Source organism: Micromonospora sp. IBHARD003, from assembly GCF_056106285.1.
Genome location: NZ_JBWBBX010000001.1, coordinates 4,944,127 through 4,965,962 on the forward strand (window position 1 = coordinate 4,944,127; position 21,836 = coordinate 4,965,962).

At 69.4% G+C, this 21,836-nt stretch carries 23 protein-coding genes and 3 tRNA genes; 17 read left to right on the plus strand and 9 right to left on the minus strand.

What is annotated here, in order from left to right; genetic code table 11:
• Positions 1–15 precede the first annotated feature (15 nt).
• From ACTWOL_RS22005 to ACTWOL_RS22025, 5 genes are all read left to right on the plus strand, one after another.
• Positions 16–1,569: a complex I subunit 4 family protein gene (locus ACTWOL_RS22005; protein WP_474301231.1), complete on the plus strand. Its 1,554-nt coding sequence runs from the start codon at positions 16–18 to the stop codon at positions 1,567–1,569.
• The gene (locus ACTWOL_RS22010) at positions 1,566–3,146 is read left to right on the plus strand and encodes an NADH-quinone oxidoreductase subunit N (protein WP_474298473.1); all 1,581 of its coding nucleotides are present in this window, start codon (positions 1,566–1,568) and stop codon (positions 3,144–3,146) included. Before ACTWOL_RS22005 ends, ACTWOL_RS22010 begins: the two co-directional genes overlap by 4 nt.
• Positions 3,147–3,256: 110 nt before the next feature.
• Positions 3,257–3,715 (plus strand): large conductance mechanosensitive channel protein MscL, encoded by a 459-nt coding sequence (locus ACTWOL_RS22015; protein WP_474298474.1) that lies wholly within the window; start codon positions 3,257–3,259, stop codon positions 3,713–3,715.
• 165 nt (positions 3,716–3,880) lie between these two features.
• Entirely contained in the window at positions 3,881–4,744 is an 864-nt protein-coding gene (htpX, locus tag ACTWOL_RS22020; RefSeq protein WP_474298475.1) for a zinc metalloprotease HtpX, read from the plus strand.
• Entirely contained in the window at positions 4,738–5,133 is a 396-nt protein-coding gene (locus ACTWOL_RS22025) for a YccF domain-containing protein (protein ID WP_474301232.1), read from the plus strand. The genes htpX and ACTWOL_RS22025 overlap by 7 nt, the downstream gene beginning before the upstream one ends.
• A 329-nt stretch (positions 5,134–5,462) precedes the next feature.
• Here the strand turns inward: ACTWOL_RS22025 and ACTWOL_RS22030 are convergent, their stop codons facing one another.
• A complete protein-coding gene (locus ACTWOL_RS22030; RefSeq protein WP_474298476.1) occupies positions 5,463–6,710 on the minus strand; it encodes an APC family permease in 1,248 nt (415 codons plus the stop codon).
• Positions 6,711–6,824: 114 nt separating this feature from the next.
• Here ACTWOL_RS22030 and ACTWOL_RS22035 point away from each other — a divergent pair, with 114 nt between their 5' ends.
• On the plus strand, positions 6,825–7,094 hold the full coding sequence (locus ACTWOL_RS22035; protein ID WP_474298477.1) for a GlsB/YeaQ/YmgE family stress response membrane protein: 270 nt from the start codon (positions 6,825–6,827) through the stop codon (positions 7,092–7,094).
• A 57-nt stretch (positions 7,095–7,151) separates the two neighbouring features.
• On the opposite strand, the gene ACTWOL_RS22040 is transcribed toward ACTWOL_RS22035, so the two are convergent.
• The 3 genes from ACTWOL_RS22040 to ACTWOL_RS22050 all read right to left on the minus strand — a co-directional run bounded on the left by ACTWOL_RS22040 (position 7,152) and on the right by ACTWOL_RS22050 (position 8,986).
• Positions 7,152–7,835: an alpha-ketoglutarate-dependent dioxygenase AlkB family protein gene (locus ACTWOL_RS22040; RefSeq protein ID WP_474298478.1), complete on the minus strand. Its 684-nt coding sequence runs from the start codon at positions 7,833–7,835 to the stop codon at positions 7,152–7,154.
• A complete protein-coding gene (locus tag ACTWOL_RS22045) occupies positions 7,832–8,344 on the minus strand; it encodes a methylated-DNA--[protein]-cysteine S-methyltransferase (RefSeq protein ID WP_474298479.1) in 513 nt (170 codons plus the stop codon). Before ACTWOL_RS22045 ends, ACTWOL_RS22040 begins: the two co-directional genes overlap by 4 nt.
• A gap of 153 nt (positions 8,345–8,497) precedes the next feature.
• On the minus strand, positions 8,498–8,986 hold the full coding sequence (locus ACTWOL_RS22050; protein ID WP_474298480.1) for a YajQ family cyclic di-GMP-binding protein: 489 nt from the start codon (positions 8,984–8,986) through the stop codon (positions 8,498–8,500).
• A gap of 203 nt (positions 8,987–9,189) precedes the next feature.
• On the opposite strand from ACTWOL_RS22050, the gene ACTWOL_RS22055 reads away from it, so the two are divergent.
• Positions 9,190–9,271, plus strand: a tRNA-Tyr gene (locus ACTWOL_RS22055).
• A 464-nt stretch (positions 9,272–9,735) separates the two neighbouring features.
• Here the strand turns inward: ACTWOL_RS22055 and ACTWOL_RS22060 are convergent.
• Together ACTWOL_RS22060 and ACTWOL_RS22065 are read right to left on the minus strand one after the other, a co-directional pair.
• Positions 9,736–10,146 carry a hypothetical protein gene (locus tag ACTWOL_RS22060; protein ID WP_474298481.1) on the minus strand — a complete coding sequence of 137 codons (411 nt, stop codon included), beginning with the start codon at positions 10,144–10,146 and terminating at the stop codon, positions 9,736–9,738.
• 394 nt (positions 10,147–10,540) lie between these two features.
• Complete coding sequence (locus tag ACTWOL_RS22065; protein ID WP_474298482.1) at positions 10,541–11,065, minus strand: hypothetical protein; 525 nt, start codon at positions 11,063–11,065, stop codon at positions 10,541–10,543.
• 189 nt (positions 11,066–11,254) lie between these two features.
• Between ACTWOL_RS22065 and ACTWOL_RS22070 the strand changes: the two genes are divergently transcribed.
• The 4 genes from ACTWOL_RS22070 to ACTWOL_RS22085 all read left to right on the plus strand — a co-directional run bounded on the left by ACTWOL_RS22070 (position 11,255) and on the right by ACTWOL_RS22085 (position 16,453).
• The gene (locus ACTWOL_RS22070; RefSeq protein WP_474298483.1) at positions 11,255–13,630 is read left to right on the plus strand and encodes a hypothetical protein; all 2,376 of its coding nucleotides are present in this window, start codon (positions 11,255–11,257) and stop codon (positions 13,628–13,630) included.
• Positions 13,631–13,996: 366 nt separating this feature from the next.
• Entirely contained in the window at positions 13,997–14,692 is a 696-nt protein-coding gene (locus ACTWOL_RS22075) for a L,D-transpeptidase family protein (protein ID WP_474298484.1), read from the plus strand.
• A gap of 356 nt (positions 14,693–15,048) precedes the next feature.
• On the plus strand, positions 15,049–15,537 hold the full coding sequence (locus ACTWOL_RS22080) for a hypothetical protein (protein ID WP_474298485.1): 489 nt from the start codon (positions 15,049–15,051) through the stop codon (positions 15,535–15,537).
• Positions 15,538–15,598: 61 nt separating this feature from the next.
• Positions 15,599–16,453, plus strand: a complete 855-nt coding sequence (locus ACTWOL_RS22085; protein WP_474298486.1) for a class F sortase — start codon at positions 15,599–15,601, stop codon at positions 16,451–16,453.
• A gap of 106 nt (positions 16,454–16,559) precedes the next feature.
• Here ACTWOL_RS22085 and ACTWOL_RS22090 read toward each other — a convergent pair whose 3' ends face one another.
• The 3 genes from ACTWOL_RS22090 to ACTWOL_RS22100 all read right to left on the minus strand — a co-directional run bounded on the left by ACTWOL_RS22090 (position 16,560) and on the right by ACTWOL_RS22100 (position 19,131).
• Positions 16,560–17,063 (minus strand): GyrI-like domain-containing protein, encoded by a 504-nt coding sequence (locus ACTWOL_RS22090; RefSeq protein WP_474298487.1) that lies wholly within the window; start codon positions 17,061–17,063, stop codon positions 16,560–16,562.
• Positions 17,064–17,152: 89 nt separating this feature from the next.
• Positions 17,153–17,809: an SDR family oxidoreductase gene (locus tag ACTWOL_RS22095; RefSeq protein ID WP_474298488.1), complete on the minus strand. Its 657-nt coding sequence runs from the start codon at positions 17,807–17,809 to the stop codon at positions 17,153–17,155.
• Between the two features lie 74 nt (positions 17,810–17,883).
• Entirely contained in the window at positions 17,884–19,131 is a 1,248-nt protein-coding gene (locus tag ACTWOL_RS22100) for an amidohydrolase family protein (RefSeq protein ID WP_474298489.1), read from the minus strand.
• Between the two features lie 321 nt (positions 19,132–19,452).
• Here ACTWOL_RS22100 and ACTWOL_RS22105 point away from each other — a divergent pair.
• The 6 genes from ACTWOL_RS22105 (at position 19,453) to ACTWOL_RS22130 (ending at position 21,730) form a co-directional block, all read left to right on the plus strand.
• Positions 19,453–19,525: transfer RNA gene (locus ACTWOL_RS22105), tRNA-Thr, on the plus strand.
• Positions 19,526–19,573: 48 nt separating this feature from the next.
• A tRNA-Met gene (locus tag ACTWOL_RS22110) sits at positions 19,574–19,646 on the plus strand.
• A 121-nt stretch (positions 19,647–19,767) separates the two neighbouring features.
• Positions 19,768–19,932, plus strand: a complete 165-nt coding sequence (gene rpmG / locus ACTWOL_RS22115; RefSeq protein ID WP_003948671.1) for a 50S ribosomal protein L33 — start codon at positions 19,768–19,770, stop codon at positions 19,930–19,932.
• A 151-nt stretch (positions 19,933–20,083) separates the two neighbouring features.
• Positions 20,084–20,536: an FAS1-like dehydratase domain-containing protein gene (locus ACTWOL_RS22120; RefSeq protein WP_474298490.1), complete on the plus strand. Its 453-nt coding sequence runs from the start codon at positions 20,084–20,086 to the stop codon at positions 20,534–20,536.
• Positions 20,537–20,540: 4 nt separating this feature from the next.
• On the plus strand, positions 20,541–20,969 hold the full coding sequence (locus tag ACTWOL_RS22125; protein ID WP_474298491.1) for a MaoC family dehydratase: 429 nt from the start codon (positions 20,541–20,543) through the stop codon (positions 20,967–20,969).
• A 200-nt stretch (positions 20,970–21,169) separates the two neighbouring features.
• Entirely contained in the window at positions 21,170–21,730 is a 561-nt protein-coding gene (locus ACTWOL_RS22130; RefSeq protein WP_474298492.1) for a TetR/AcrR family transcriptional regulator, read from the plus strand.
• Positions 21,731–21,836: the final 106 nt, after the last annotated feature.

Genomic DNA, 21,836 nt, shown 5'->3' on the forward strand with positions numbered 1-21,836 from the left:
ATCAGCGAATCCGTGATGCAGTTCCTTCTCGCGTTCATCGTCGTCGGCCCGCTCATCGGGGCCGCGGCCGCGCTCCTGCCCGCCCCGCCCGGACTGAAGGGGAAGTCGCCCGAGCAGGCCGTGCTCCGGCACGGAGTGACCGTGACCGGCGTGATCCTCGCCGCCGCGATCGTGCTCACCCTCGGCTTCGACCACAGCCGGCCGTCGAAGATGCAGGCCACCACGGACATCAACTGGATCCCGGCACTCGATGTGCGGATCCATCTCGGCGTCGACGGCATTTCGCTCCCCCTCCTGGTCCTGACCGCGCTGCTGACCTTCCTGTGCGCGCTCTACAGCTACTTCAAGATGCCGGCGGGCCCGTCCCCGAAGGCATTCGTCGCCCTGCTGCTCGTTCTCGAGTCCGGCACCCTCGCCACCTTCGCCGTGCTCGACCTGCTGCTCTTCTTCCTCGCCTTCGAGACGGTCCTCGTCCCGATGTACTTCCTCATCGCCCGCTGGGGCGGTGAGGGCCGCCGTGCCGCGGCCTGGAAGTTCATCCTCTACACACTGCTCGGTTCGGTCGTCATGCTGCTCGGCCTGCTCCTCGTCGGAGTCAAGGCCGGCACGTTCGACATGGTGGCACTCGCCACTGACAACGGCCGCGGCCTGAGCACATCGGTGCAGCTCATCGCCGTTTTCGCGATCGGGATCGGCCTCGCCGTGAAGACTCCGATGTGGCCCCTGCACAGCTGGCTCCCGGACGCCCACACCGCCGCTCCGACCGTCGGCTCGGTCCTCCTCGCCGGCGTCTTGCTGAAGATGGGTACGTACGGATTCGTCCGGATCGTCCTGCCGATCACACCCGACGGGATGCAGATCTTCGCCCCCTACCTCGCGGCCTTCGCCGTCGCCGGGATCATCTACGGGTCGCTGGCCTGCCTCGCCCTCGCCAGGCGCGGCAGCAAGGGCGACCTCAAGCGGCTGATCGCGTACTCCTCCGTCGGCCACATGGGCTTCGTGCTCCTCGGCATCGCGACCATGACCCCGACCGGAGTCAACGGCGCCCTGTTCGCCAACATCGCCCACGGCCTCATCACCGGACTGCTCTTCTTCCTGGTCGGCGCGATCAAGGACCGCTACGGCACCGCCGACCTCGACGCCCTGGCCGGAGCCACCGGCGCCGCGCTCTACGGCCGCGCGCCGCGCCTCGGCGGACTGCTCGCCTTCTCCGCCGTCGCCTCCCTCGGCCTGCCGGGACTCGCCGGATTCTGGGGCGAGATGCTGGCCCTCTTCGCCGCCTTCGACCCCGCCGACGGCCTCAGCCGCCCGGCCTTCCTCACCTTCATGGTGATCGGCGGCCTCGGCACCCTGCTCACCGCCGCCTACCTCCTGGTCGTCGTCCGCCGCGTCTGCATGGGCGGCGCCAGGCCCGCGGGGGAGGCGGGGATCGCCGACGTCCAGGGCTACGAATTCGCCGCCTGGACCCCGCTCGTCGCCCTCACCGTCGTCGCCGGACTCTGGCCCGCGATCCTCCTCGGCCTCACCGACCCGGCCGTGCAGAAGCTCCTCGCAGGAGGAAAGGCATGACCTCCCTGGCCGCCGCCACCCACGCGCTCGCAGCGCCTGCCGCGCCCGTCGTCCAGTCGGTCGACTGGCTCGCGATCGCGCCCCCCACCATCGTCGCCGTGGTCGGACTGATCATCCTGGTCGCCGATCTCTTCGTACCCGACGCCAGGAAGGCGTACCTGGGCTACGGGGCCATCGCCGGACTCGCCGTCGCGGTGCTCTCCCTCGCCCCGCTGCGCAAGGGCGACCGCTCCACCTTCTGCCTCACCACGGCCCCCGACGCCTGCAGCTACACCGCCGACCGCTTCGCGCTGGTCATCCAGTTCCTGGTGCTCGGCGGCGCGCTGCTCACCGCGCTGCTCTCGGTCACCGAAACGAAAGAGCGGCTGCCGGCGGGCGAGTACTGGTTCCTGCTGCTGTCCTCGGCCGCCGGCGCCGCCCTGCTGCCCGCCTCGCGCGACCTGGCCACCCTGGTCGTCGCCCTCGAAGTCGCCTCGCTGCCCGCGTTCGCGCTGGTGGGTCTGCGCCGCGGCAACCGGATGTCGAGTGAGGCGGCGCTGAAGTTCTTCCTCTCCTCGGTGACCGCCACCGCCGTGATGCTGCTGGGTGTGAGCTTCGTCTACGCGACGACCGGCAGTCTGCACCTCACGCAGATCGCCGCCCGGCTCGACGACGTCCCGGGCCAGCTGGAGACGCTCGCGCAGGCCGGCGTCGCCCTCACCCTGGTGGGCTTCGCCTTCAAGACGGCCGCCGTGCCCTTCCACTTCTGGGTGCCCGACACCTATGTCGGCGCGCCGCTGCCCGTGGCCGCGTACCTCTCGGTGGTCGGCAAGGCCGTCGGCTTCTCGGGGCTGATCCTGGTGACCGTCATCGCGTTCCCGGCGTACGCGGACGTCTGGGGCCCCGCCATGGCCGTCTTCGCCGCGCTGACCATGACCGTCGGCAATGTGGCGGCCGTACGCCAGTCCGCCACGCGTTCCTGGAGCGCGGTCCGGCTGCTCGCCTGGTCGTCGGTGGCGCAGGCCGGCTACATCCTGGTGCCCATCGCGGCTGCCGCGTACTCGAGCGACGACCAGATCGGCTCCACCGTCGCCTACGCGCTGATGTACGCGATCGTCAATCTCGGCGCCTTCGCCGTGGTGGTGCTGGTGGCCCGTACCAGCCCGCGGAACCGGATCGCCGACTACCGCGGCCTCTACGCCACCCGCCCGCTGACCGCCCTCGCGATGGGCTTCTTCCTGCTCTGCCTGGCAGGGCTGCCGCCCGGCGTCATCGGTCTGTTCGCCAAGGTCACGGTCTTCTCGGCCGCCGTGGACGCGGGCCTGGGCTGGCTCGCGGTGATCATGGCCGTGAACGTCGTGATCGCGCTCTACTACTACCTGCAGTGGACGGCGCTGCTCTTCCGAGCTCCGGAAGGAGCCGGGAGCGGCGCGGCGAAGGCCGCGGGAGAAGGAGCGGAGGGGGCCGCGGCGGTGGCCGTACGGCACCCGGCCCCCGCGCTGGTCATGGCCGCGATCGCCGTCACCGCCGTGGCGGGCGTCCTGCTGTCCGGCTGGCCCCAGCTGGTGCTGCGCTTCGCCACGACCAGCCTCTTCTGAGCGGGGTTCGACAAGCCGGGCCCTTACCCGGCACCGTGTTCAGCGCGTCGGGCCACTGCACACGAGCAGAGCACGACGGAACACGAGCAGAGAGCAAGGGAGAGCCGGCTGTGCTGAGCGGATTCAAGGACTTCATCCTCCGCGGAAACGTGATCTCGATGGCGATCGGCCTGGCCGTCGGGGCCGCCTTCACGGCGGTCGTCACCGGCTTCAGCAATGCCTTCATCACCCCGCTGATCGGCCTCGCCGCCAAGGGCACCGGGGACTTCGGCAAGGCGACGTTCGAGGTCGACGGTGTGAAGTTCCCCTATGGGCTGTTCGTCAGCGCGGCGATCGCTTTCCTGATCACCGCGACGGTCCTCTACTTCTGCGTCGTCCTCCCGATGATGAAGGTGCAGAACCGGTTCACCAAGGAGGAGCCGGTCAGCATCAAGGCGGCGATGCGCGACTGCCCGCGTTGCTACACCGAGATTCCGGCGATCGCGAGCCGCTGCGCCCATTGCACCAGCGAGGTCCAGCCGGTACCCGAGGCGCTGGAGAAGGCCGGCCTGCTGCCCGCCCAGCGCTGACCCGGACCGCCCGCGCGGTACTCACCCGGGCGGCGTAGCCCTGCGCCCGTGATGACAGGGGAACCCGTGGCTCTCGCCTGGCGTTGACCAGTACGGGAGGGTCCACTGGAGAGCGGACCACGACCAGCAAAGGGTTCCCCTGCCGCACCATATGGAGGGCGTACCGTGCACCGCCGGCACAACGGGCTGAGGACCGCCGTTCTCCTCGGGGGCCTGTCCGCCCTCATCATCGTCATCGGCAGTTTCTTCGGCCGTACGGGACTGATCGTCGCCCTCCTGGTGGCGATCGGGACCAACGCGTACGCGTACTGGAACAGCGACAAGCTCGCGCTGCGTGCCATGCGTGCCCGCCCGGTGAGCGAATTCGAGGCGCCCGCTCTCTACCGCATCGTCAGGGAACTGTCCACACAGGCCCGCCAGCCGATGCCCCGGCTCTACATCTCGCCCACGCAGGCCCCCAACGCCTTCGCCACGGGCCGCAACCCGCGCAACGCGGCGGTCTGTGTCACCGAGGGGATCCTCGGGATACTCGACGAGCGCGAGCTGCGCGGCGTCATCGGCCATGAGCTGAGCCATGTCTACAACCGCGACATCCTCATCTCGTCCGTCGCCGGCGCGCTCGCCTCCGTGATCCTTTTCCTGGTCAACTTCGCGTGGCTGATCCCGATCGGACGCTCCGACGACGACGAGGGGCCGGGCTTCCTCGGTCTGATCCTGATCATGATCCTCGGCCCGCTGGCCGCCTCCGTGATCCAGCTCGCCATCAGCCGCTCCCGTGAGTACGAGGCGGACGCGTCAGGCTCCCGGCTCACCGGGGATCCGCTGGCTCTCGCCAGTGCTCTGCGCAAACTCGACGCAGGCACCAAGCAGTTGCCCCTGCCGCCCGAGCCCAGGATCGAGACGGCCAGCCATATGATGATCGCCAACCCGTTCCGCCCGGGACAGGGGCTGTCCAAGATGTTTTCCACGCATCCACCGATGGCGGAACGTATCGCCCGACTCGAGCAAATGGCAGGCCGCCGATCATGAAGACCATCCTGAATGTCATTTGGCTCATCCTGTGCGGTTTCTGGATGTTCCTCGGCTACCTCCTCGCCGGTGTGCTGCTCTGCATCACGATCATCGGCATCCCGTTCGGTCTGGCCGCCTTCCGTATCGGCGTGTACGCGCTCTGGCCGTTCGGCTACACGGTCGTGGATCGGCGTGACGCCGGGGCCCCCTCGTGCATCGGCAACGTGCTGTGGCTCGTTCTGGCCGGCTGGTGGCTGGCCCTCGGCCATATCGCCACGGGCATCGTCCTCTGCCTCACGATCATCGGCATCCCGCTGGGCATCGCCAACTTCAAGCTGATCCCGGTGTCGTTGCTGCCGCTGGGCAAGGAGATCGTGCCGACGGACCAGCCGTTCGCGGCGCGGTGACGCGCGGGGCCGTGAGCCCCGAGGCGGTGTTCGTCCGGCGTCCGGTCGACGACGACGCCGGATAGGTTCACCGGCTCGCGGCGCCCTGCACGGCCCCTCGCTGCGTTGTCGCATCACCCGAGTGCATCCAGTACTAGGGCGATCTCCCCCAGCCTCCGGCCCGGGGGTACCCCCACCGCCTTGCGATGCTTCCCCACGGCCCCGAGGGGGCCTGGTGAGGCCCCATGCACCGGACGCCGCCAGCTTCCCGGCAACTCATCCGGCCACAGCACCAGAGGAGACCGCCGCCTCCCTCGAGGAGACCGCCGCCTTCCTCGAGGAGCAGGGCATCAAGGTCGTCCGCGCACGACCCGCCCGCGGACGGCGTACGCCGCCGCTCCCACGGCCAGCACCGCCGCACCCGCCACCGCCGCGGACAGCGGCAGGCTGAACGCCAGGGCCAGACAGCCCGTGAGCCCGAGCGTGGCGAGAACTCGCCAGCCGGAACCGAGCGTCCACGCCGAGGCGTTGGCCAGGGCGTAATAGACAAGTACTCCGAACGACGAGAAGCCGATCGCTCCCCGCACATCCGCCGTCGCCGCGACGACCGCCACCACCGCCCCCACCACCAGCTCCGCATGGTGCGGCACCTGGAACCGGGGATGAACGGCCGCCAGCGTACGGGGGAGGTAGCCGTCCCGGGCCATCGCCAGCGTGGTGCGGGACACGCCGAGGATCAGCGCCAGCAGCGAACCGAGCGCGGCCACCGCCGCACCCACCCGCACCACCGGGACGAGCCACTGTGCCCCGGCCGCCCGGACGGCATCCGCCAGCGGAGCCGTCGCCCCGCCCAGCTCGACCGCTCCCAGCACGGAAAGGACCGCCACCGCGACGCACAGGTACACCACCAGCGCGATACCGAGCGCCAGCGGAATCGCCCGCGGGATGGTCCGGGCCGGATCCCGAACTTCCTCGCCGAGCGTGGCGATCCGCGCGTAGCCGGCGAACGCGAAGAACAGCAGCCCGGCCGCCTGCAGCACACCACCCGGCCCGCTCGGGGTCCCGTCCCCGAACAGGCCCGCCGCACCCACCGAATCCGACGACACCAGACAGGAGACGACCACCGCCGCAAGCACCGCGAGAACGACCGCCACGATCGCCCGCGTCAGCCACGCCGACTTCTGAACGCCCCCGTAGTTCACGACAGTCAGCGCCACGACCGCGGCGACCGCCACCGCATGCGCCTGGCCCGGCCAGACGTAGGCACCGACGGTCAGAGCCATCGCCGCACACGACGCGGTCTTGCCGACGACGAAGCTCCAGCCCGCCAGATACCCCCAGAACGCGCCGAGCCTCTCGCGCCCGTAGACGTAGGTCCCGCCGGACTGCGGGTAGCGGGCGGCGAGCCCGGCCGACGCCATGGCGTTGCAGTACGCCACCACCGCTGCCAGACCCAGTGCCAGAAGCAGCAGCGCTCCGGAGCCGGCGGCCCCGGCTGCCGGTGCCATGGCCACGAAAATCCCGGCGCCGATCATCGAGCCCAGCCCGATGACCACGGCATCGGACACACCCAGCGTCCGTCGCAGCCCTTGTGTCATGGCCCGCACCCTACTGACGGCGCAACCGCGCCGGGTACCCCGGGCGTCTCCCACGGCAGCGACATCGATACACGAATCGATATACGACTCGTACGAAGAGAGGCAGGTCACGGCATGGGCATCATCAGCTGGATCGTTCTGGGACTGCTCGCCGGGATCATCGCCAAAGTCCTGCTGCCGGGACGTGATCCGGGCGGATTCATCGGCACCACCGTCATCGGTATCGCGGGCGCCTTCGTCGGCGGCTGGATATCGTCCCGCTGGCTGGACCGTCCCATCACCACGGACTTCTACGACGGTGCCACATGGGTGTCGGCCATCGGCGGCGCGCTGGTTCTGCTGATCGCCTACCGGATCCTGTTCGGCCACTCGCGTTCCCGCTGACACCGCGCCCGGCCCTGCGCGGGACCGGGGTACGGGCCTGGGCTGACCTGGACAGGGTCAGCCCTCGATCCCGGTCTCGCGCAGGGTGATGTTCAACCTGCCCCGCAGGCCCAGAGCCGGATCGGCCGTGCCGGGATACACCTTCGGCACTCCGTGATAGGCGAAACGTGAAGCTCCGCCGAAGACGAAGAGATCGCCGGAGGCCAGCTCCACATCGGTATAGGGCCGTCCACGGGTTTCGGTGTTCCCGAAGCGGAAGAGACAGATGTCGCCGATGCTCAAGGACACCACCGGCGCACCGGATCGCTCGTCCTTGTCCTGGTGCATGCCCATCCGGGCGTCACCGTCATAGAAGTTGATCAGGGCGGTGTCCGGTGTGTACGGCTCGTCCGTCACACCGCACCCGGTCCGACCCGGCAGGCTCTTCCCGTAGGCATCGGCCAGCGCCTCGCGGCCCCAGGCCACCAGCCAGTTGGGCAACGGGGCGACCGGGGCGCCGTTCACGTCGTCGGCCGTACGCGTATAGCGGTACGGCTGCCAGTGCCAGCCCAGGCACACGGTCTGCACGGACATCACCCCGCCACGCGGCAGCCTGGTGTGCCGGATCGGCACCGGCCCGTGGGCCCAGCGGCGGCACGCGTCGACGAGTTCCCGCTGGCGGGCCGGCGGCAGCCACCCGGGCACATGCACCGCCCCAGGGGCCACCTCGGCCCGCTCCTTCGGGAACAGCCCGGACGTCATGGGGCCAGCGCGCCTTCCAGACCGAGCAGCCTCTCCTTGCGCTCGAGGCCGCCCGCATAGCCGCGCAAGGCGCCGTCGGCGCCGATCACCCGGTGGCAGGGCCGCACGACGAGCAGCGGATTCCGCCCGATCGCGGTCCCCACCGCCCGTACACCGGCACCCGTCGAACCGACCCGCTCGGCGATCTGCCCGTACGTCACGGTCCGTCCGTACGGAATCTCTTCCAGGGTCCGCCAGACACGCCGCTGGAAGGCGGTACCCGCGCCGTCCGCCTCGGCGTACTCGATCGTGAAGCGCGTCAGCTCGCCGGCGAAGTACGCGCGCAGCTGTCCGGCGATCTCGCTGAACGCCTCCGGCACACGCCGCCAGCCGTCCTTCACGACCGCCGCGCCCTTCTGCCCGGGCAGGGAGAGCGACACCAGGGCCGCACCACCCGCGGCGGTGGCGGACTCCTCGCCGACCAGCAGCAGCTCACCCAGCGGGCTGTCGACTTCCGTGTACACGGTCATGGCTCCGTCCTCTCCTCGTACCGGTCTCGCAGCTTCCGAGTCTGGTCCCGTGGGCGGAGCCGGGCTGGCGGTTATCGGACACCACATTCGGCGGGGGCGGAGTGGCCGGGACCGACCTCCACCCCGGAAGGCCGGGACCGCCCGCCGACCGGTTCAGCGGTAGTTCACGAACTGCAGGGCGAAGTCGAAGTCCTGGCCCTTCAGCAGCGCGATCACGGTCTGCAGATCGTCCCGGCTCTTCGAGCTGACCCGCAGCTCGTCGCCCTGCACCTGCGCCTTGATACCCTTCGGGCCTTCATCGCGGATGATCTTCGCGACCTTCTTGGCGTTCTCCTGGGAGATGCCCTCCTCGATCGTGGCGAAGATCTTGTACTCCTTGCCGGACAGCTGCGGCTCGCCCGCGTCCAGAGCCTTCAGCGAGATGCCCCGCTTGATCAGCTTGGACTGGAAGACATCGAGGATGGCGTTCACCCGTTCCTCGGAGTTCGCCTGCATCAGGATCTTGTCGCCGGACCAGGAGATCGACGCGCCGACGTTCTTGAAGTCGTAGCGCTGCGAGATCTCCTTGGCGGCCTGGTTGAGGGCGTTGTCGACCTCCTGCCGCTCGACCTTCGAGACGATGTCGAAACTGGAGTCGGCCATGTGCTGTGGCTCCTTGAAGTCGGGGGCGAATCGGGTGCGTGAACAGGCGGCCGGGCTACCGGACCGCTGTGGCAAGCCTAGTCACCCCGACCCTGCCCAGGCGCTGATCAATCCGGTGGCGAAGCACCCCCGAGCATCAGGTATCGTTTACGTCGTTGCCACGGAGCACCGCCGAAAAGCGGACACTCCGGCGACGATCCCATGGCGGTGTGCCCGAGTGGCCAATGGGAGCGGACTGTAAATCCGTCGGCTTAGCCTACCCAGGTTCGAATCCTGGCGCCGCCACGCGATGAAACGACCCCTGATCTGCGGAAACGCGATCAGGGGCCGTTTGGTTTCCGGGCAGGTCGAGGTCCGGGGTATGGGGTGCATCCCGGCCTGCCTCACCGGATTCCATGTGCTGACCACTGCGCGTGAGGCATGTGTGGGGCAGGACCCCCGCTCGTCCTCAGTTCGCCAGTTCGTCAGTGTCTCCATGAACTGCCGGGCTCACCGGCTGTGGCTGTGCCCCGCGCGGCGGTAGCCGCGAGATGGAGCCGCCGGTGGTATCCGCACCGATCCCGACGATCACGGCCTGGGCCGCCTGGGCCGTACTCGCGGCGGCTGGACGAACAAGATTCATCTGGCCTGCGAGCCGGTCCGGCGGCCGTTTCGTTCAACACCTGCCCAGGAGCGAGTGCACCCGGTAGCGCGGCGACACCGGATCACCTCCGGCGGTCCGGTGTCGCCGCGCTATCCGGACAGAACAGCTAGAGCTTTCCGATGTCCTTGTGGAACAGCTCGGAGCCGTGGTAGGCGGCCAAGCGCACCTTGAGCGGATGGCCCTTCGGCGCCTCGATGATCAGGTTGGGCGTCTCCAGGAGGCCGCCACCGTTACACGGAGGCTCGGTGTTGAGGTGGGTCCAACCGTCCCCGTCGTCATCCGGGTCGTTCCACTCCACCCAGACGCAGTCGCGCTCGCCGGCGATGGCCTCCACCGAGAGGATCTTGACCGAGTTCACCGCGCCGTCGACGTGCTCATAGGTCACCGTCGCGAAACTGTGGTGGCGACCGCCACCAGCCTCCAGGTTGATGATGCTGGCCGTAGGGGCGGCAGCGGCGGGAGCTACTCCCGCAATTGTCGCGGCCACCACCGCGACGGTGACAGACAGGGCAGGCATGCGCATGTTCCGTCTCCGCGAAGCTGGAAATTCCTGCATTCGACCGTGTGCTCCTCCCGTTGATCCGTCGCCTTGTGGCGACTTCGGCGACGAATCTGTCAGGGGGCGCGAGGCCGCAGCATGGGGGATCGACCCCTGATGTGCGGACGCGGCCGTCAAGGGGACCCCCTCGGTGCGCACCGGCACCCGCACCCGCACTGGCACCCGTACCTGCGCCCACACCCACACCAGCACCGACGAACTTCGCCGTCCACTGACGAGCAGCACGCGCTGACGCGCACGAGTACCGGAGCCCGGCGGGCCCCGACGTCCGCGGAGGGCGCTGCTGAGAGCCGCACGCCTCGAGCAGTGCCCTTCAGCAGTGCCCTCCAGCAGTCCTCTCCGGCAGTGGACTTCAGTGGTCGTCCTCGTCGCCGAACTCGTCGTCGTGGTCCTCATCGCCCAGCATCCGGCGCATATGCCAGTCCATCGGCTCGTCGAACTCGTCCACCGTGGCGTACAACTCGGTCAGCGCACCCATGGGGTACGACCACTCGCCGTCCACCGAACCGGGGAGCCCCAGGAACGGGGTGTCGACCACCACGCGCGTGTCCGGGTCGAAGAACGACAGCGGCGCCCGGCGGGTCGGAGGCGTCGGGTCGTACGCCCACGTCAACTCCGGGCGGTCGCGCCTCATCACCTCGCCGATGTACCAGGTCGCCCCGTGCACGAAGGCGCCGCCCTTCGCCGCCAGGACGTCCTCCTCGTCCGCGAACCGCGCCCGCACCACGTCCTCCAGCGCGTCCAGCGACTCAGGAGAGAAGTCCCAGCGTTCCGGTGTACCGATCTCCCCTGCCCATTGAGGAAACCCGTCGGCCCTCTCCCGCAGCCAGGCGAGCAACTCCGGATGCTCTGTGCACTCTTCGATCCTCACGTCCATGACCGTCACTGTAGAGAGGGCCACCGACGGTGACTCGAACTATCCGACGGTGCACTTGAGTTGCAACACGCCACAGCAATCAACCCTTGTGACGGCCGACTTGGGGACCCTTAAGGTGAGCTTGGCGGTGACATGTCACGGGGGCGCGCCGTCCACACCTCTGTCCCTGCCCCCAGACGAGGGACACACATGAGTACGTCCATACGAGCACGCGTACGCGGACGGTTGGCGGCCTGCTTCGCCGTAGCCGCCGTCACCGGGCTGCTGATCACGGGCCTGCCCGCTTTCCAGGGCCAGGCCGATGCCGCGCCCGGAGCCATCCGGTGCGACGAGAAGTGGCTGGGCAAGAAGTACAACCCCGACGGGGCCCGCGGCATCCCGGGAAAGAACGCGCCCTTCACTCAGCGTCCGGAAAACCAGTGGGACGACTACTGGTTCGAAAACCCTTCCCACGCCTTCGACGGGCTGAAGCCGCCCAGCCAGGCGCAGAGCGACCTCGCCGGGGACACCGACAAGGACGTTCAGAAGTGGAAGAAGCTCAACGAGAAGACCGGCGACACCAAGTACCGGGTCCTGGAGATCTACGCCCGCTACAACGTCCAGCTCAAGAAGCCCTCGGGCAAGAAGGACTGGGGCACCTGGCTGGACCAGCGACTGATCGGCAACGAGGCCAACCGGCTCAAGGGCGACGGCTTCGAGGCCAAGGTCGTCCGTGACTTCAAGCTCGTCGGGCCGGACTGGATCTGCCAGAAGGAAGTGCCGGTCTACGACAAGAACGGCAAGCCGGTCATGGACGGCAACAAGCAGGCCGTCCGCAGGTACGACGCCTACAACGCCAAGACCAAGGAGCTGGTCGAGTTCAAGTCGCCCGGCTATCACATCGCCAAGCAGCTCCGTCATGACCGGCACGTCATGCGGATGCCGGAGTACCGGGACCACAAGCTGCGGCTGATCACCGGCACCGCGACCCGGAAGGGCACGGTCGAGCAGTACGCCAAACTCAACGAGCAACTGGAGAAGGAGCGCAACACACCAGGGCGCCCCCAGGCCACCGTCCGGGAGCACCGCTCCACCGGAGCCCCTCGCTGGCGGCCGAACCAGTACACCCGCTACAACCCGATCATGAACCCCGACCCCCGCCGGGTCGGCTCCGTCGGCCCGATCAACGACGCGGCCTTCCGCTCCGGGTCCACACCCGGCGAGGCGCGCAGGATCCAGCACGACTACGCCCGCTACAACGGCAACGGCGTCTTCGGTCGTGGAGGGCCCGGTGGTATCGACTTCTCCACGCTGGAACTGCAGTACGTCGGCAACCCCGTCAAGGGGAAGGGCCTGGACTACTCCTTCAAGGCCGACTTCGCCAAGGACCCGGAAAACAACCCCGGTTGGGGCGGCAAGGCCAAGCTGCAGCTCGCCTCCGACGCCCTGTTCACCTGGCTCGCCCTGACACCGGACAAGTTCTGGGTCAACCTCAACCCGGACCAGCCCGACAAGATCATGGACAAGGCGTTCGGAAAGACCGACGCCGGTCGTGTGCTGCTCCAGGCGGACCTGGAGATGAAGCACGACTTCGCCAGGGACATGGACCCGCGTAAGGGCATCGGCAAGCAGTACTGGGATGCCATGCAGGCCGCGGGAGTCCCCTGTGGCCACCAGCTGCGCCTGTGGATCACTCCCAACACCGCCAAGGTCCGCTTCGACGACGGCGGCATCTACATCCTGGACGCGCCGCTCAAGGTCCAGTCCGAGCCGCAGAAGGTCGACTTCCCCGGCCCCAACGGCGCCTGCAAGCTGACCGAGGCCCAGGTCCGGACCTCCCAGAAGCTCGTCGACCAGTACGTCATCCCTGACGTCGAGAAGAAGGTCAACACGGCTCCGGCCTACTCCGACCTGCGCCGTGTCTACAGCTCCCGCGTGGCGGCCGAGTACATCCGCCAGCAGGACCGGAACCACGTCACCGACTTCCGGACGGTCATCAACAGCAACAAGGCCGACCGGTGGCCGCTGCGCGACGACAACAAGAGCTGGACGCCGCGCAAGACCTGGGACGACTACATGACGTCCTACACCAAGGGCGACTACACCTACCCGTGCGAGATGAACGGTCAGAACAAGACCTGCATCGCGGGCGGTGTCGACTTCTCCAAGGCGCCGAAGCGCAACATCAGCAAGGCCCGCTTCACCACGGAGAACCCGCGCCTGGACACCACCACCAAGACTTCGGTGAAGACCGAGGTCGCCTACCGCGACACCAACACCGCACTCCTCGGCGGCAACGGCTCCGGGCAGATCGACAGCGGTCCCGCCCCGACTCCGAAGCCGACCCCCACCGGGGAGCCGACCGACCCGGCCACTCCTCCGGCCGGCCACACTCCCGAGCCGGGCAACAGCCCCGCACCGAACGGCAGCAGCACTCCGCTGCCGCCCAAGGACAACAGCGCTGGCGGTGGTGGCCTGGCCGACACCGGTACCCAGATCGGCATGATGGCCGCCGTCGCGGCCGCGCTGGCGGTCGCCGGTGGAGCCCTGGTCCGGTGGCGCCGCCGCCAGAACGCCGAGGGCTGACCTTCCGTCTCACCCGCCGATGGCGGAAGCCCTCCGACGACGGAACCCGACCGTTGACGGCGACTGTCCTTCGACGGCAGCCGATCGTCAGTGGTAGTCGATCGTCGGTGGTAGCCGATCGTCAACGGCAGCGGCCCCGCCCCCACCAGGTGAAATCCAGGGGGGCGGGGCCGCACCCTTTCCAGCGTCGCCCCCCGCCAGACCTCGTTACGGCCGGCGAAGGCCGAGAGCGCCGGTACGTACGCGGTGCCCTGACCCGCCACGAGCGACTGTTACGGAACTGTCCCTTTCCGATGCGCAACTGCCTCTCGCCCCGAGGCGTCTACCAGGCGTAACTCACACCACGCGCAGAAGGAGTCGACCACCGTGGGGGACATACGCAGACGAGGAATCGTCGCACTCGGGATCACCACCCTGGTGGCCCCGCTCACTCTGGCCATGGGGGCCACGCCCGCGCAGGCGGTTTCGTGCACCACCCAGACCGGGCCGTACCAGAAGCAGGTCGAGAAGTTCCTCGGCCGGCCGGTGGACGGGAAGCAGTCTCCTGCCGACTGCAAGGCGATCCAGGCATTCCAGACGAAGCACTCGATAAGCCCGAACGCCGGGTTCGCGGGTCCCGTCACCTGGGGCGTCATGGACCTCATGAACAAGCAGAAGGCGGTCGGGAAGACTCCGAACAAGTCCGGTGCGTGCCCGACGAACAAGGGCCGTATCGCCTGCGTCAACCTGACCCTTCAGCTGAGCTGGATCCAGGACGGTTCGAAGCTGGTGTACGGGCCGGTCCCCGTGCGGACCGGCCGCGACGGCTATGAGACCCGCACCGGTCTGAAGAAGATCTACTGGCGGCACATCAACCACGTCTCCACGATCTACAACGTGCCGATGCCGTACAGCCAGTTCTTCGACGGCGGTCAGGCCTTCCACTCGGTCGGCGTCAGCGTCTGGGCGCCTCCCGGCTCGCACGGCTGCGTCAACATGACCAAGACCGATGCAGCCAAGTACTGGAGCCTGCTCCGTAATGGAGACGACGTCTTCGTGTACGGCCGCAAGCCGGGCACCTGACGGAGAACGGGTCCGGCCCGGCACCCGGGGGAACGGGCCGGCCCGCCGCCACGCATGCGGCACATGCTCGCAGCTCCGCCCGCCGCCATGTCCGGCGCGCGCGACACACGCGACTGCCGCCACGCCCGGGGTACGCGCGACACCACTCGATTGCCGCGCGTCCCCGGCGTTCCGTCATTGGGCCTATCGCAGCCACTGCGACCTGCGAGGACGCCCCGGCACGCCGATGCACTGCTGCCCTGACATCGTGTCATTCCATTCATTTAGTCATACGAGCTGATTTTCTGGCCCCTTGAGCGTGGTGCCCATGCCGGGACACCGACTCCCGCCGCCCGCTCGTCGGAGGCTGGTCAGTCATGCGCAGTGCACGTGTTCTCGTCGTCGGCGCCGTGGCAGCGATCGCCTGCGGAGTCCCGGCCGTCGCGACCGCCGTCGATGACTCCGAGATCAACGTGAGCCCGGACGTGGCGTTCCCGGGATCGACGATCACGGTCAGCACCGGCGTCTGCGGCGACGATGTGCGGTATGCCAAGGGGCAGGCGGAGTACGCGGGGCAGATCAATCTGACCGAAACGGGCTACCAGGGCGAGCTCGCGGGCGACTTCACCGTCCCCGACGACGCCGAGGACGGTGTTTACGACATCACCGTCAAATGTCCGCCGGGCACCCTCGTCGAGGCCAGGTACGAGGTCGCCAGGCGCCCGGACGGCGCGGTGCACGGCGGGTTCGGCGGAGCGAACGGGCTGAACGGCACGGAGGTCGTCGCCGGCTCCGCGCTGCTCGCCGGTGCCACGGCCATCGGCGTGATCGTGATGCGGCGTCGTGCCGGCAGCGGTTCCGCCTGAGCGGCGGCCCCGCGCCGCCGGGGGACGCCCTTCCGACCCGACCGGACCTAGGGGGTTTCTGATGGATCTCCGCGGCGTCGCGACGCCCGGCCCTCACTCTCGCCGCACCGGCCGAAAGCCCAAGTACATCCAGTACGAGGGCTTCCAGCCGGCACCCCGAGAGCACGCACCGGACGCCGCTCCTTCCTCCGCGGAGATCCATCAGAAACCCCCGAAGTCCGCACACCGGGGACGGGACGCGGCAACTCGCCTGCGACGCGCGGTTGTGCTCTCGCCCAGGTACTTCCTCGTCCTCATCCCGCTCGGTACGTGGCTGCTGGCCCGCGGGGTGAGCGGTGAGGGTGCCCCGCAACCGTCGGCCGACCAGGCGGCGCACGGCCCGGCCTTCCCCGGAGCCGGGGGGAAGCTGCCCGGATCGCCGCACGAGCGCGCCGCGCTCCACCGCGCGGCGCGAACGCCTCCCCGTTCCGTGCCGGTCCGGCTGCGCATCCCCTCCATCCGCGTCAACGCCCCGATGACGAAGCTCGCGCTGGACACGAAGGGAGCGCTCCAACTGCCGCCGGCCGACAAGGCCGGTCTGGCCGGCTGGTACGCGCGCGGGCCCGCGCCCGGTGAGGCCGGCGCGGCCATCGTGGCCGGTCATGTGGACACCCCCACCGGGCGGGCCGTCTTCTACTCGCTCGGCGCTCTGCGCAAGAAAAGCACGATCGAGATCACCCGCCAGGACCGGCGCACAGCGGTGTTCTCCGTCGACGCCGTCGAGGTGTACGCCAAGCGCGCGTTCCCGAGCAAGAAGGTCTACGGCAGCGGGGCCAGGCCCCAGTTGCGGATCGTCACGTGCGGCGGCACCTACCGGAAGTCCACGGGTTACCTGGGCAATCTGGTCGTCTACGCGACCCTGGTCCGCGTGAAGTAGCTCCCGCCCCCCGACCGCCCCTCGCCGACGAAACGCCGCCGCCGGGAAGGACCTTGTGCGCGGTGTCGGGTATCCCGGGTCAGCCGGGTATCCCGCGTCAGCCGCGTCAGTCGGTCAGCCGGAAGGCCAGCTCGATCTCCCAGTTGGCCATGTCGGGCTCGACCCGGGGGTCCGTGAGGTAGGTCTCGACGCGGCAGCCCCAGCGCTCGACACCGTCGGGATCGACGATCAGATCCCACTCCAGGCCCTCGGCCGCGGCCCAGTCCGTCAGCCGCGAGATGCTCTCCGGCAGACGGCCGGGATGGCCGCGGTGGAGGAGTGCCGCATAGCGCCCGGCGGGCAGCACCCCCACGATGATGTCACCCTCGGGCTCGGGGGCGGAGACGACGGGAACGCCCGCCTCCACCTTGGACTCGCCCTCCACGTCGACCGTGTAGAAGCGGAAGAAGGGGGGCCCGGTCGGATCGGTGCCGTAGGAGGCCAGCCAGCCGAAGATCTCGGGCAGGCGGTCGGCGACGACGTCGAAGGCGTCCATGCGCACGGACCGTCTGACGCCCACGTAGACCTGCTCGGGGCGCTCGACGACGATGGGGCGGGGCTGCGGTTCCATCGGACCTCTCAGGGCCTCGGGGGGGCGTCCATCGCTTCGACAGGAGACGGCGGCCGGACGCGTCGACCGGCGCCGGGGCGGCACCGGACTCAGTTGCCCGCGACGGCCTTCACCGCGACCGCGACCGGCACGGATCCGCCGACCAGTTCGAGCGTCAGCCCGGCCGTCGCCGGGGTCTCGACGAGCTCCGCGAGCACCGCGGCGACATCGTCGCGCGGCACGGGGCCCCGCCCGGTTCCGGCCTCCAGCCGCACCAGGCCCGTCCCCGCGTCGTTCGTCAGCATCCCGGGCCGCAGGATCGTCCAGTCCAGTCCGGTCTTTCCGCGTACGTAGGCGTCGGCGGCGCCCTTCGCCCGCAGATAGACGTCGAAGACGTCGTCGCCCCGGTGATCGGGGTCGGCGCCCATCGAGGAGACGACGAGGAACCGCCGTGCGCCGGCCCGCTCCGCGGCGTCGGCGAAGAGCACCGCGGCGCCCTTGTCCACCGTCTCCTTGCGGCCCGGGCCGCTGCCGGGACCGGCGCCCGCGGCGAACACCGCCGCGTCCGCTCCCTGGAGCACCGCCGCCACCTGCTCCACCGAGGCCGACTCCAGGTCCAGGAAGACCGGTTCGGCTCCGGACGACCGGAGATCGTCGCCCTGTTCGGGTGTGCGGATGATGCCCGCGACCTCGTGTCCCCGCACCGAGAGCAGCCGCTCCAGGCGCAGCGCGATCTGACCGTGTCCTCCCGCAATGACAATGCGCATGCTCCCGACCGTACGCCGGTCGTCGGCGGGACGCTCGCGGCGGGGCCGAGCGCTACGGCCGCCCGGGCCGGACGTCAGGGCCCCGGATCCGGCCGCCCCTGGCGCGGCAGTTCGAGCGCGAAGGCCGCGGCCGAGTCGCAGTACTCCCGCACCGCGCTGGTCCGCGCCACCACCCGTCCCCGGTGCACCACGATCCGGCTGTACGCGAGTGACAGGACGCCGGCCAGCTCCTGGCCGCGCACGGCGAGCAGTTCGGCAGGGAAGCCCGCCTCGACCCGCACCTCGGGCAGCCCCATGGCCCTTCGCGCGGCCGTGCTGACGGCGTCGTACGCGTCCGTGATGCGCATCCTGCCCTGTGAGGCCAGCAGGAACGCCGCCTCCAGCGGATCCCCGCGCCCCACCGGGTTCGCCGCGTCGCGCATGGCGCCGCTGCCCGCCGCGACCCGCACCCCGGCGGCGCGCAGCAGCCGGGCCGGGGCGGTGCCCCGCAGCTCGGCACCGGTGCAGCCGCCCTGCGGGAGGCAGACCACGGTGACCCCGCTCGCGGCGAGCTGGTCGGCGGTACGCGAGGCGACCTCGGCCGGCAGCCGCGCGAGGCCCGCGCAGGGGCCGATCGAGACTTCCTGCCGCAGGCCGCCGGCCATGGCCGCGAGGCGGGCCAGCCGGGCGGGGTCGCCGCCGTCGGTGTGCAGGTCCACGGGGCAGCCGTGTTCCGCGGCGACCTCGAGCACCGTCTCGGTGTAGCCGGCCGGGTCCGGGTCCAGGTCCGGGCAGCCGCCGACCACGGACGCGCCCATCTTCATCGCGTCGTGCAGCACCGCCAGGCCGTCTGCTCCGGCCACGCCCGTGAGCAGCCTCGGCACGGCGACGGTGGTGAGCTCGGCCAGTCCGCGCAGCGAACGGCGGGCGTGCAGTACGGCCTCCAGGGGATCGAGGCCCTGCACGTCCCCGATCCGTACGTGCGAGCGCAGCGCCGTCGCGCCGTGCCCGAGCTGCAGCAGTGCGGCCTCGGTGGCGCGCCGCTGGACCTCCTCGACGGCCCGGGACACCGGTCCGTCGGGCGACGGCGCGGTGAGCGCGGTGTCCCCGTGGGCGTGCGGCTCGGCGGGGGCGGGCAGGAGCAGGAAGCCGTTCAGATCCACGCGCGCGGAGTGCGCCTTCGGGGGCGCGGTGAGACTTCCGGCGGTGCCGACGGCTTCGATACGGCCGCCGCTGAGCCGTACGTCGACCGTACGGCCGTCCGTGAGGCGAGCACCGCACAGGAGCAGCGCGGTGGTGTCGGTGGTGGCTCCGTCGGGTGGCTGCGCCTGGCTGTCGGGCATCGCGCTCCTGAGGGGCGGGGGACGAGCGGCCCGGACCGTGACCGGGACCGGCCTGCGGACGATGAAGATCACCCGGCGTCGTTCGAGCCTAGGGGGGTGCGCACGCTGCTTCGAGGAGGAGCGCAATAGTCGTACCGGTGTGACCACGAGTGGCCTACGGGACGGACGTGACGGTGCGCCGTACGGGCGGCGTCCCGGCGTCGACGGGCGGCTCCCGGGACGTCGCACACGCGTCGTCAGCGCGGTCCCGGGGGTGCCAGAACATCGCCTGTAAACGGATTTGGGCGATCGGTGGCCGACCGTGTAATGTCTTCATCGCTCGCCCCAATAGCTCAGTCGGCAGAGCGTCTCCATGGTAAGGAGAAGGTCTACGGTTCGATTCCGTATTGGGGCTCTGATGTTGGAAGATCCTCGCCTTCGGGCGAGGTGAATCCGGCATCGAAGCGGTGTAGCTCAGTCGGTAGAGCAAGCGGCTCATAATCGCTGTGTCACCGGTTCAAGTCCGGTCACCGCTACACACAGTAGCCGATTGTGGGGTCGGTCCTCCGATCGGCTACTCTTTTATGCGCCCCCATGGCTCATGGTCTGGGGGACGCACGCAATGCAAGTCCAACCGTCCGTCCAAGGAGCACTCACGTGGCTGCCACCGACGTCCGCCCGAAGATCACGCTGGCCTGCGTGGAGTGCAAGGAGCGGAACTACATCACCAAGAAGAACCGGCGCAACAACCCGGACCGTCTTGAGATGAAGAAGCACTGCCCTCGTTGCAACGCGCACACCGCGCACCGCGAGACGCGCTGAATCAGGCTCGATCACGAGGCCGCCCCCACCACGGGGGCGGCCTCGTGTCGTTTGTCGCCGAGTTCGCACGGTGCTCCGTGCCGGGGAGGCACCCGGCTCCCCGTGTGCGGCACTGTTCTTGCAAGTAGGAAACACAGGAGGTAGCGAGTCCATGGCGCTCGACCAGTCCTTCGTCGGGCGGACCTATCCGCCCACCGAGCCGTACGAGGTCGGCCGGGAGAAGATCAGGGAGTTCGCGGAGGCGGTGGGCGACACGAATCCCGTCTACACCGATCCCGACGCGGCCAAGCATCTCGGCCATGGCGATGTGATCGCCCCGCCGACATTCGTTTTCGCGATCACTTTCAAGGCTGCCGGGCAGGTCGTCGCCGATCCGCAACTGGGCCTGGATTACAGCCGTGTGGTGCACGGTGACCAGAAATTCGCCTACCGGCGCCCGGTGCGGGCGGGAGACCGGCTCGCGGTCACCTCGACCATCGAGGCGATCAAGTCCCTCGCGGGCAACGACATCCTGGACATCCGCGGCGAGGTGCACGACGAGGCGGGCGAGCTCGTCGTGACCGCATGGACCAAGCTGGTGGCGCGCGCCGCCGAGGAGGCCTGACGAGATGACGGCGAAGATCGCATACGCGGACGTCGAGGTCGGCACCGAGCTGCCGGCGCAGAGCTTCCCGGTGACCCGGGCCACGCTGGTGCGGTACGCGGGCGCCTCCGGTGACTTCAACCCGATCCACTGGAACGAGCGGTTCGCCAAGGAGGTCGGACTGCCGGACGTCATCGCGCACGGCATGTTCACCATGGCCGAGGCGGCGCGCGTGGTGACGGACTGGGTGGGCGACCCCGGCGCGGTCGTCGAGTACGGCGTGCGGTTCACCAAGCCCGTCGTCGTGCCGGATGACGACGAAGGCGCGGTCGTCGAGGTCAGCGCCAAGGTCGCGGCAAAGCTCGACGACCATCAGGTGCGGATCGATCTGACGGCGATGTCGGCGGGGCAGAAGGTCCTGGGGATGTCGCGGGCGGTGGTGCGGCTCGCCTGACGCCGCGACCCCGTGGCGAGGCGTGTCGGCGCGGGGCGCGGCCCGTACAGGGTGCGCGCCCCCTCGCTTTTCGCCCCTCGCCCTTGCCCTCGCTCCTTGCCGGGCCGGGGCGCGGCACCTGCATCGCACGCCTCGCGGCAGCTGCGTCGAGCCCCTGGCAAAGTTAGTGATTGAGTACTAACTTTCTCTGTATGGTTCGGATGAGTGCAGACGAGCGGCGCGAGAGCGTCATCAGTGCGGCGATGATCGAGTTCGCGCACGGCGGCTACCGCGGCACGTCCACCGAGGCGATCGCCAGGCGGGTGGGTGTCTCCCAGCCGTATCTCTTCCGGCTCTTCCCGGGAAAGAAGGCCATCTTCCTCGCCGCGGCCGAGCGTTGCATGGCGGATATGCGCCGGGTGTTCGAGGAGGCGGGCGAGGGGCTCGAAGGTGACGAGGCCGTGCATGCCATGGCCGGTGCGTACACCCGGATCATCGACGAGCACCCCGAACGCCTGCTGATGCAGATGCAGACCTATGTCGCCGTGGCCGCAGCGGAGGCGGCGGGCGATCGCGAGTTCGGTGAGGCGCTGCGTGCCGCGTGGCTGGAGCTCTGGGACGCCGTCCACCTCCCGCTCGGCGCCGACGGGGACGAGACGACTCGGTTCATGGCGTACGGAATGCTCATCAACACGCTGGTCGCGATGGGGTTTCCTGCCGGTCACCGTGTCTGGGAAGGCTTCTACGCCGTTGCGCGGCGCCCGGAGCGGCAGGACTCGTAGTGCCGGGAAGTGCGGAAGTGCCGGCACGACGCCTTCGTGTGTCCAGAAAAGTTAGTCATCAATAACTAACCAGTAGCTCATCAACATCCACACAGGGGAGACCGCC

Bases quoted from the DNA above. Each gene is read 5' to 3' on its own strand.
- ACTWOL_RS22085 (WP_474298486.1), top strand. From the start codon at position 15,599: ATGGATCTCCGCGGCGTCGCGACGCCCGGCCCTCACTCTCGCCGCACC.
- ACTWOL_RS22065 (WP_474298482.1), bottom strand. From the start codon at position 11,065: ATGGACGTGAGGATCGAAGAGTGCACAGAGCATCCGGAGTTGCTCGCC.
- ACTWOL_RS22130 (WP_474298492.1), top strand. From the start codon at position 21,170: ATGAGTGCAGACGAGCGGCGCGAGAGCGTCATCAGTGCGGCGATGATC.
- ACTWOL_RS22120 (WP_474298490.1), top strand. From the start codon at position 20,084: ATGGCGCTCGACCAGTCCTTCGTCGGGCGGACCTATCCGCCCACCGAG.
- ACTWOL_RS22035 (WP_474298477.1), top strand. From the start codon at position 6,825: ATGGGCATCATCAGCTGGATCGTTCTGGGACTGCTCGCCGGGATCATC.
- ACTWOL_RS22045 (WP_474298479.1), bottom strand. From the start codon at position 8,344: ATGACCGTGTACACGGAAGTCGACAGCCCGCTGGGTGAGCTGCTGCTG.
- ACTWOL_RS22125 (WP_474298491.1), top strand. From the start codon at position 20,541: ATGACGGCGAAGATCGCATACGCGGACGTCGAGGTCGGCACCGAGCTG.
- ACTWOL_RS22050 (WP_474298480.1), bottom strand. From the start codon at position 8,986: ATGGCCGACTCCAGTTTCGACATCGTCTCGAAGGTCGAGCGGCAGGAG.
- ACTWOL_RS22095 (WP_474298488.1), bottom strand. From the start codon at position 17,809: ATGCGCATTGTCATTGCGGGAGGACACGGTCAGATCGCGCTGCGCCTG.
- ACTWOL_RS22005 (WP_474301231.1), top strand. From the start codon at position 16: ATGCAGTTCCTTCTCGCGTTCATCGTCGTCGGCCCGCTCATCGGGGCC.
- ACTWOL_RS22100 (WP_474298489.1), bottom strand. From the start codon at position 19,131: ATGCCCGACAGCCAGGCGCAGCCACCCGACGGAGCCACCACCGACACC.
- ACTWOL_RS22010 (WP_474298473.1), top strand. From the start codon at position 1,566: ATGACCTCCCTGGCCGCCGCCACCCACGCGCTCGCAGCGCCTGCCGCG.
- ACTWOL_RS22080 (WP_474298485.1), top strand. From the start codon at position 15,049: ATGCGCAGTGCACGTGTTCTCGTCGTCGGCGCCGTGGCAGCGATCGCC.
- ACTWOL_RS22070 (WP_474298483.1), top strand. From the start codon at position 11,255: ATGAGTACGTCCATACGAGCACGCGTACGCGGACGGTTGGCGGCCTGC.
- ACTWOL_RS22040 (WP_474298478.1), bottom strand. From the start codon at position 7,835: ATGACGTCCGGGCTGTTCCCGAAGGAGCGGGCCGAGGTGGCCCCTGGG.
- ACTWOL_RS22090 (WP_474298487.1), bottom strand. From the start codon at position 17,063: ATGGAACCGCAGCCCCGCCCCATCGTCGTCGAGCGCCCCGAGCAGGTC.
- ACTWOL_RS22030 (WP_474298476.1), bottom strand. From the start codon at position 6,710: ATGACACAAGGGCTGCGACGGACGCTGGGTGTGTCCGATGCCGTGGTC.
- ACTWOL_RS22060 (WP_474298481.1), bottom strand. From the start codon at position 10,146: ATGCCTGCCCTGTCTGTCACCGTCGCGGTGGTGGCCGCGACAATTGCG.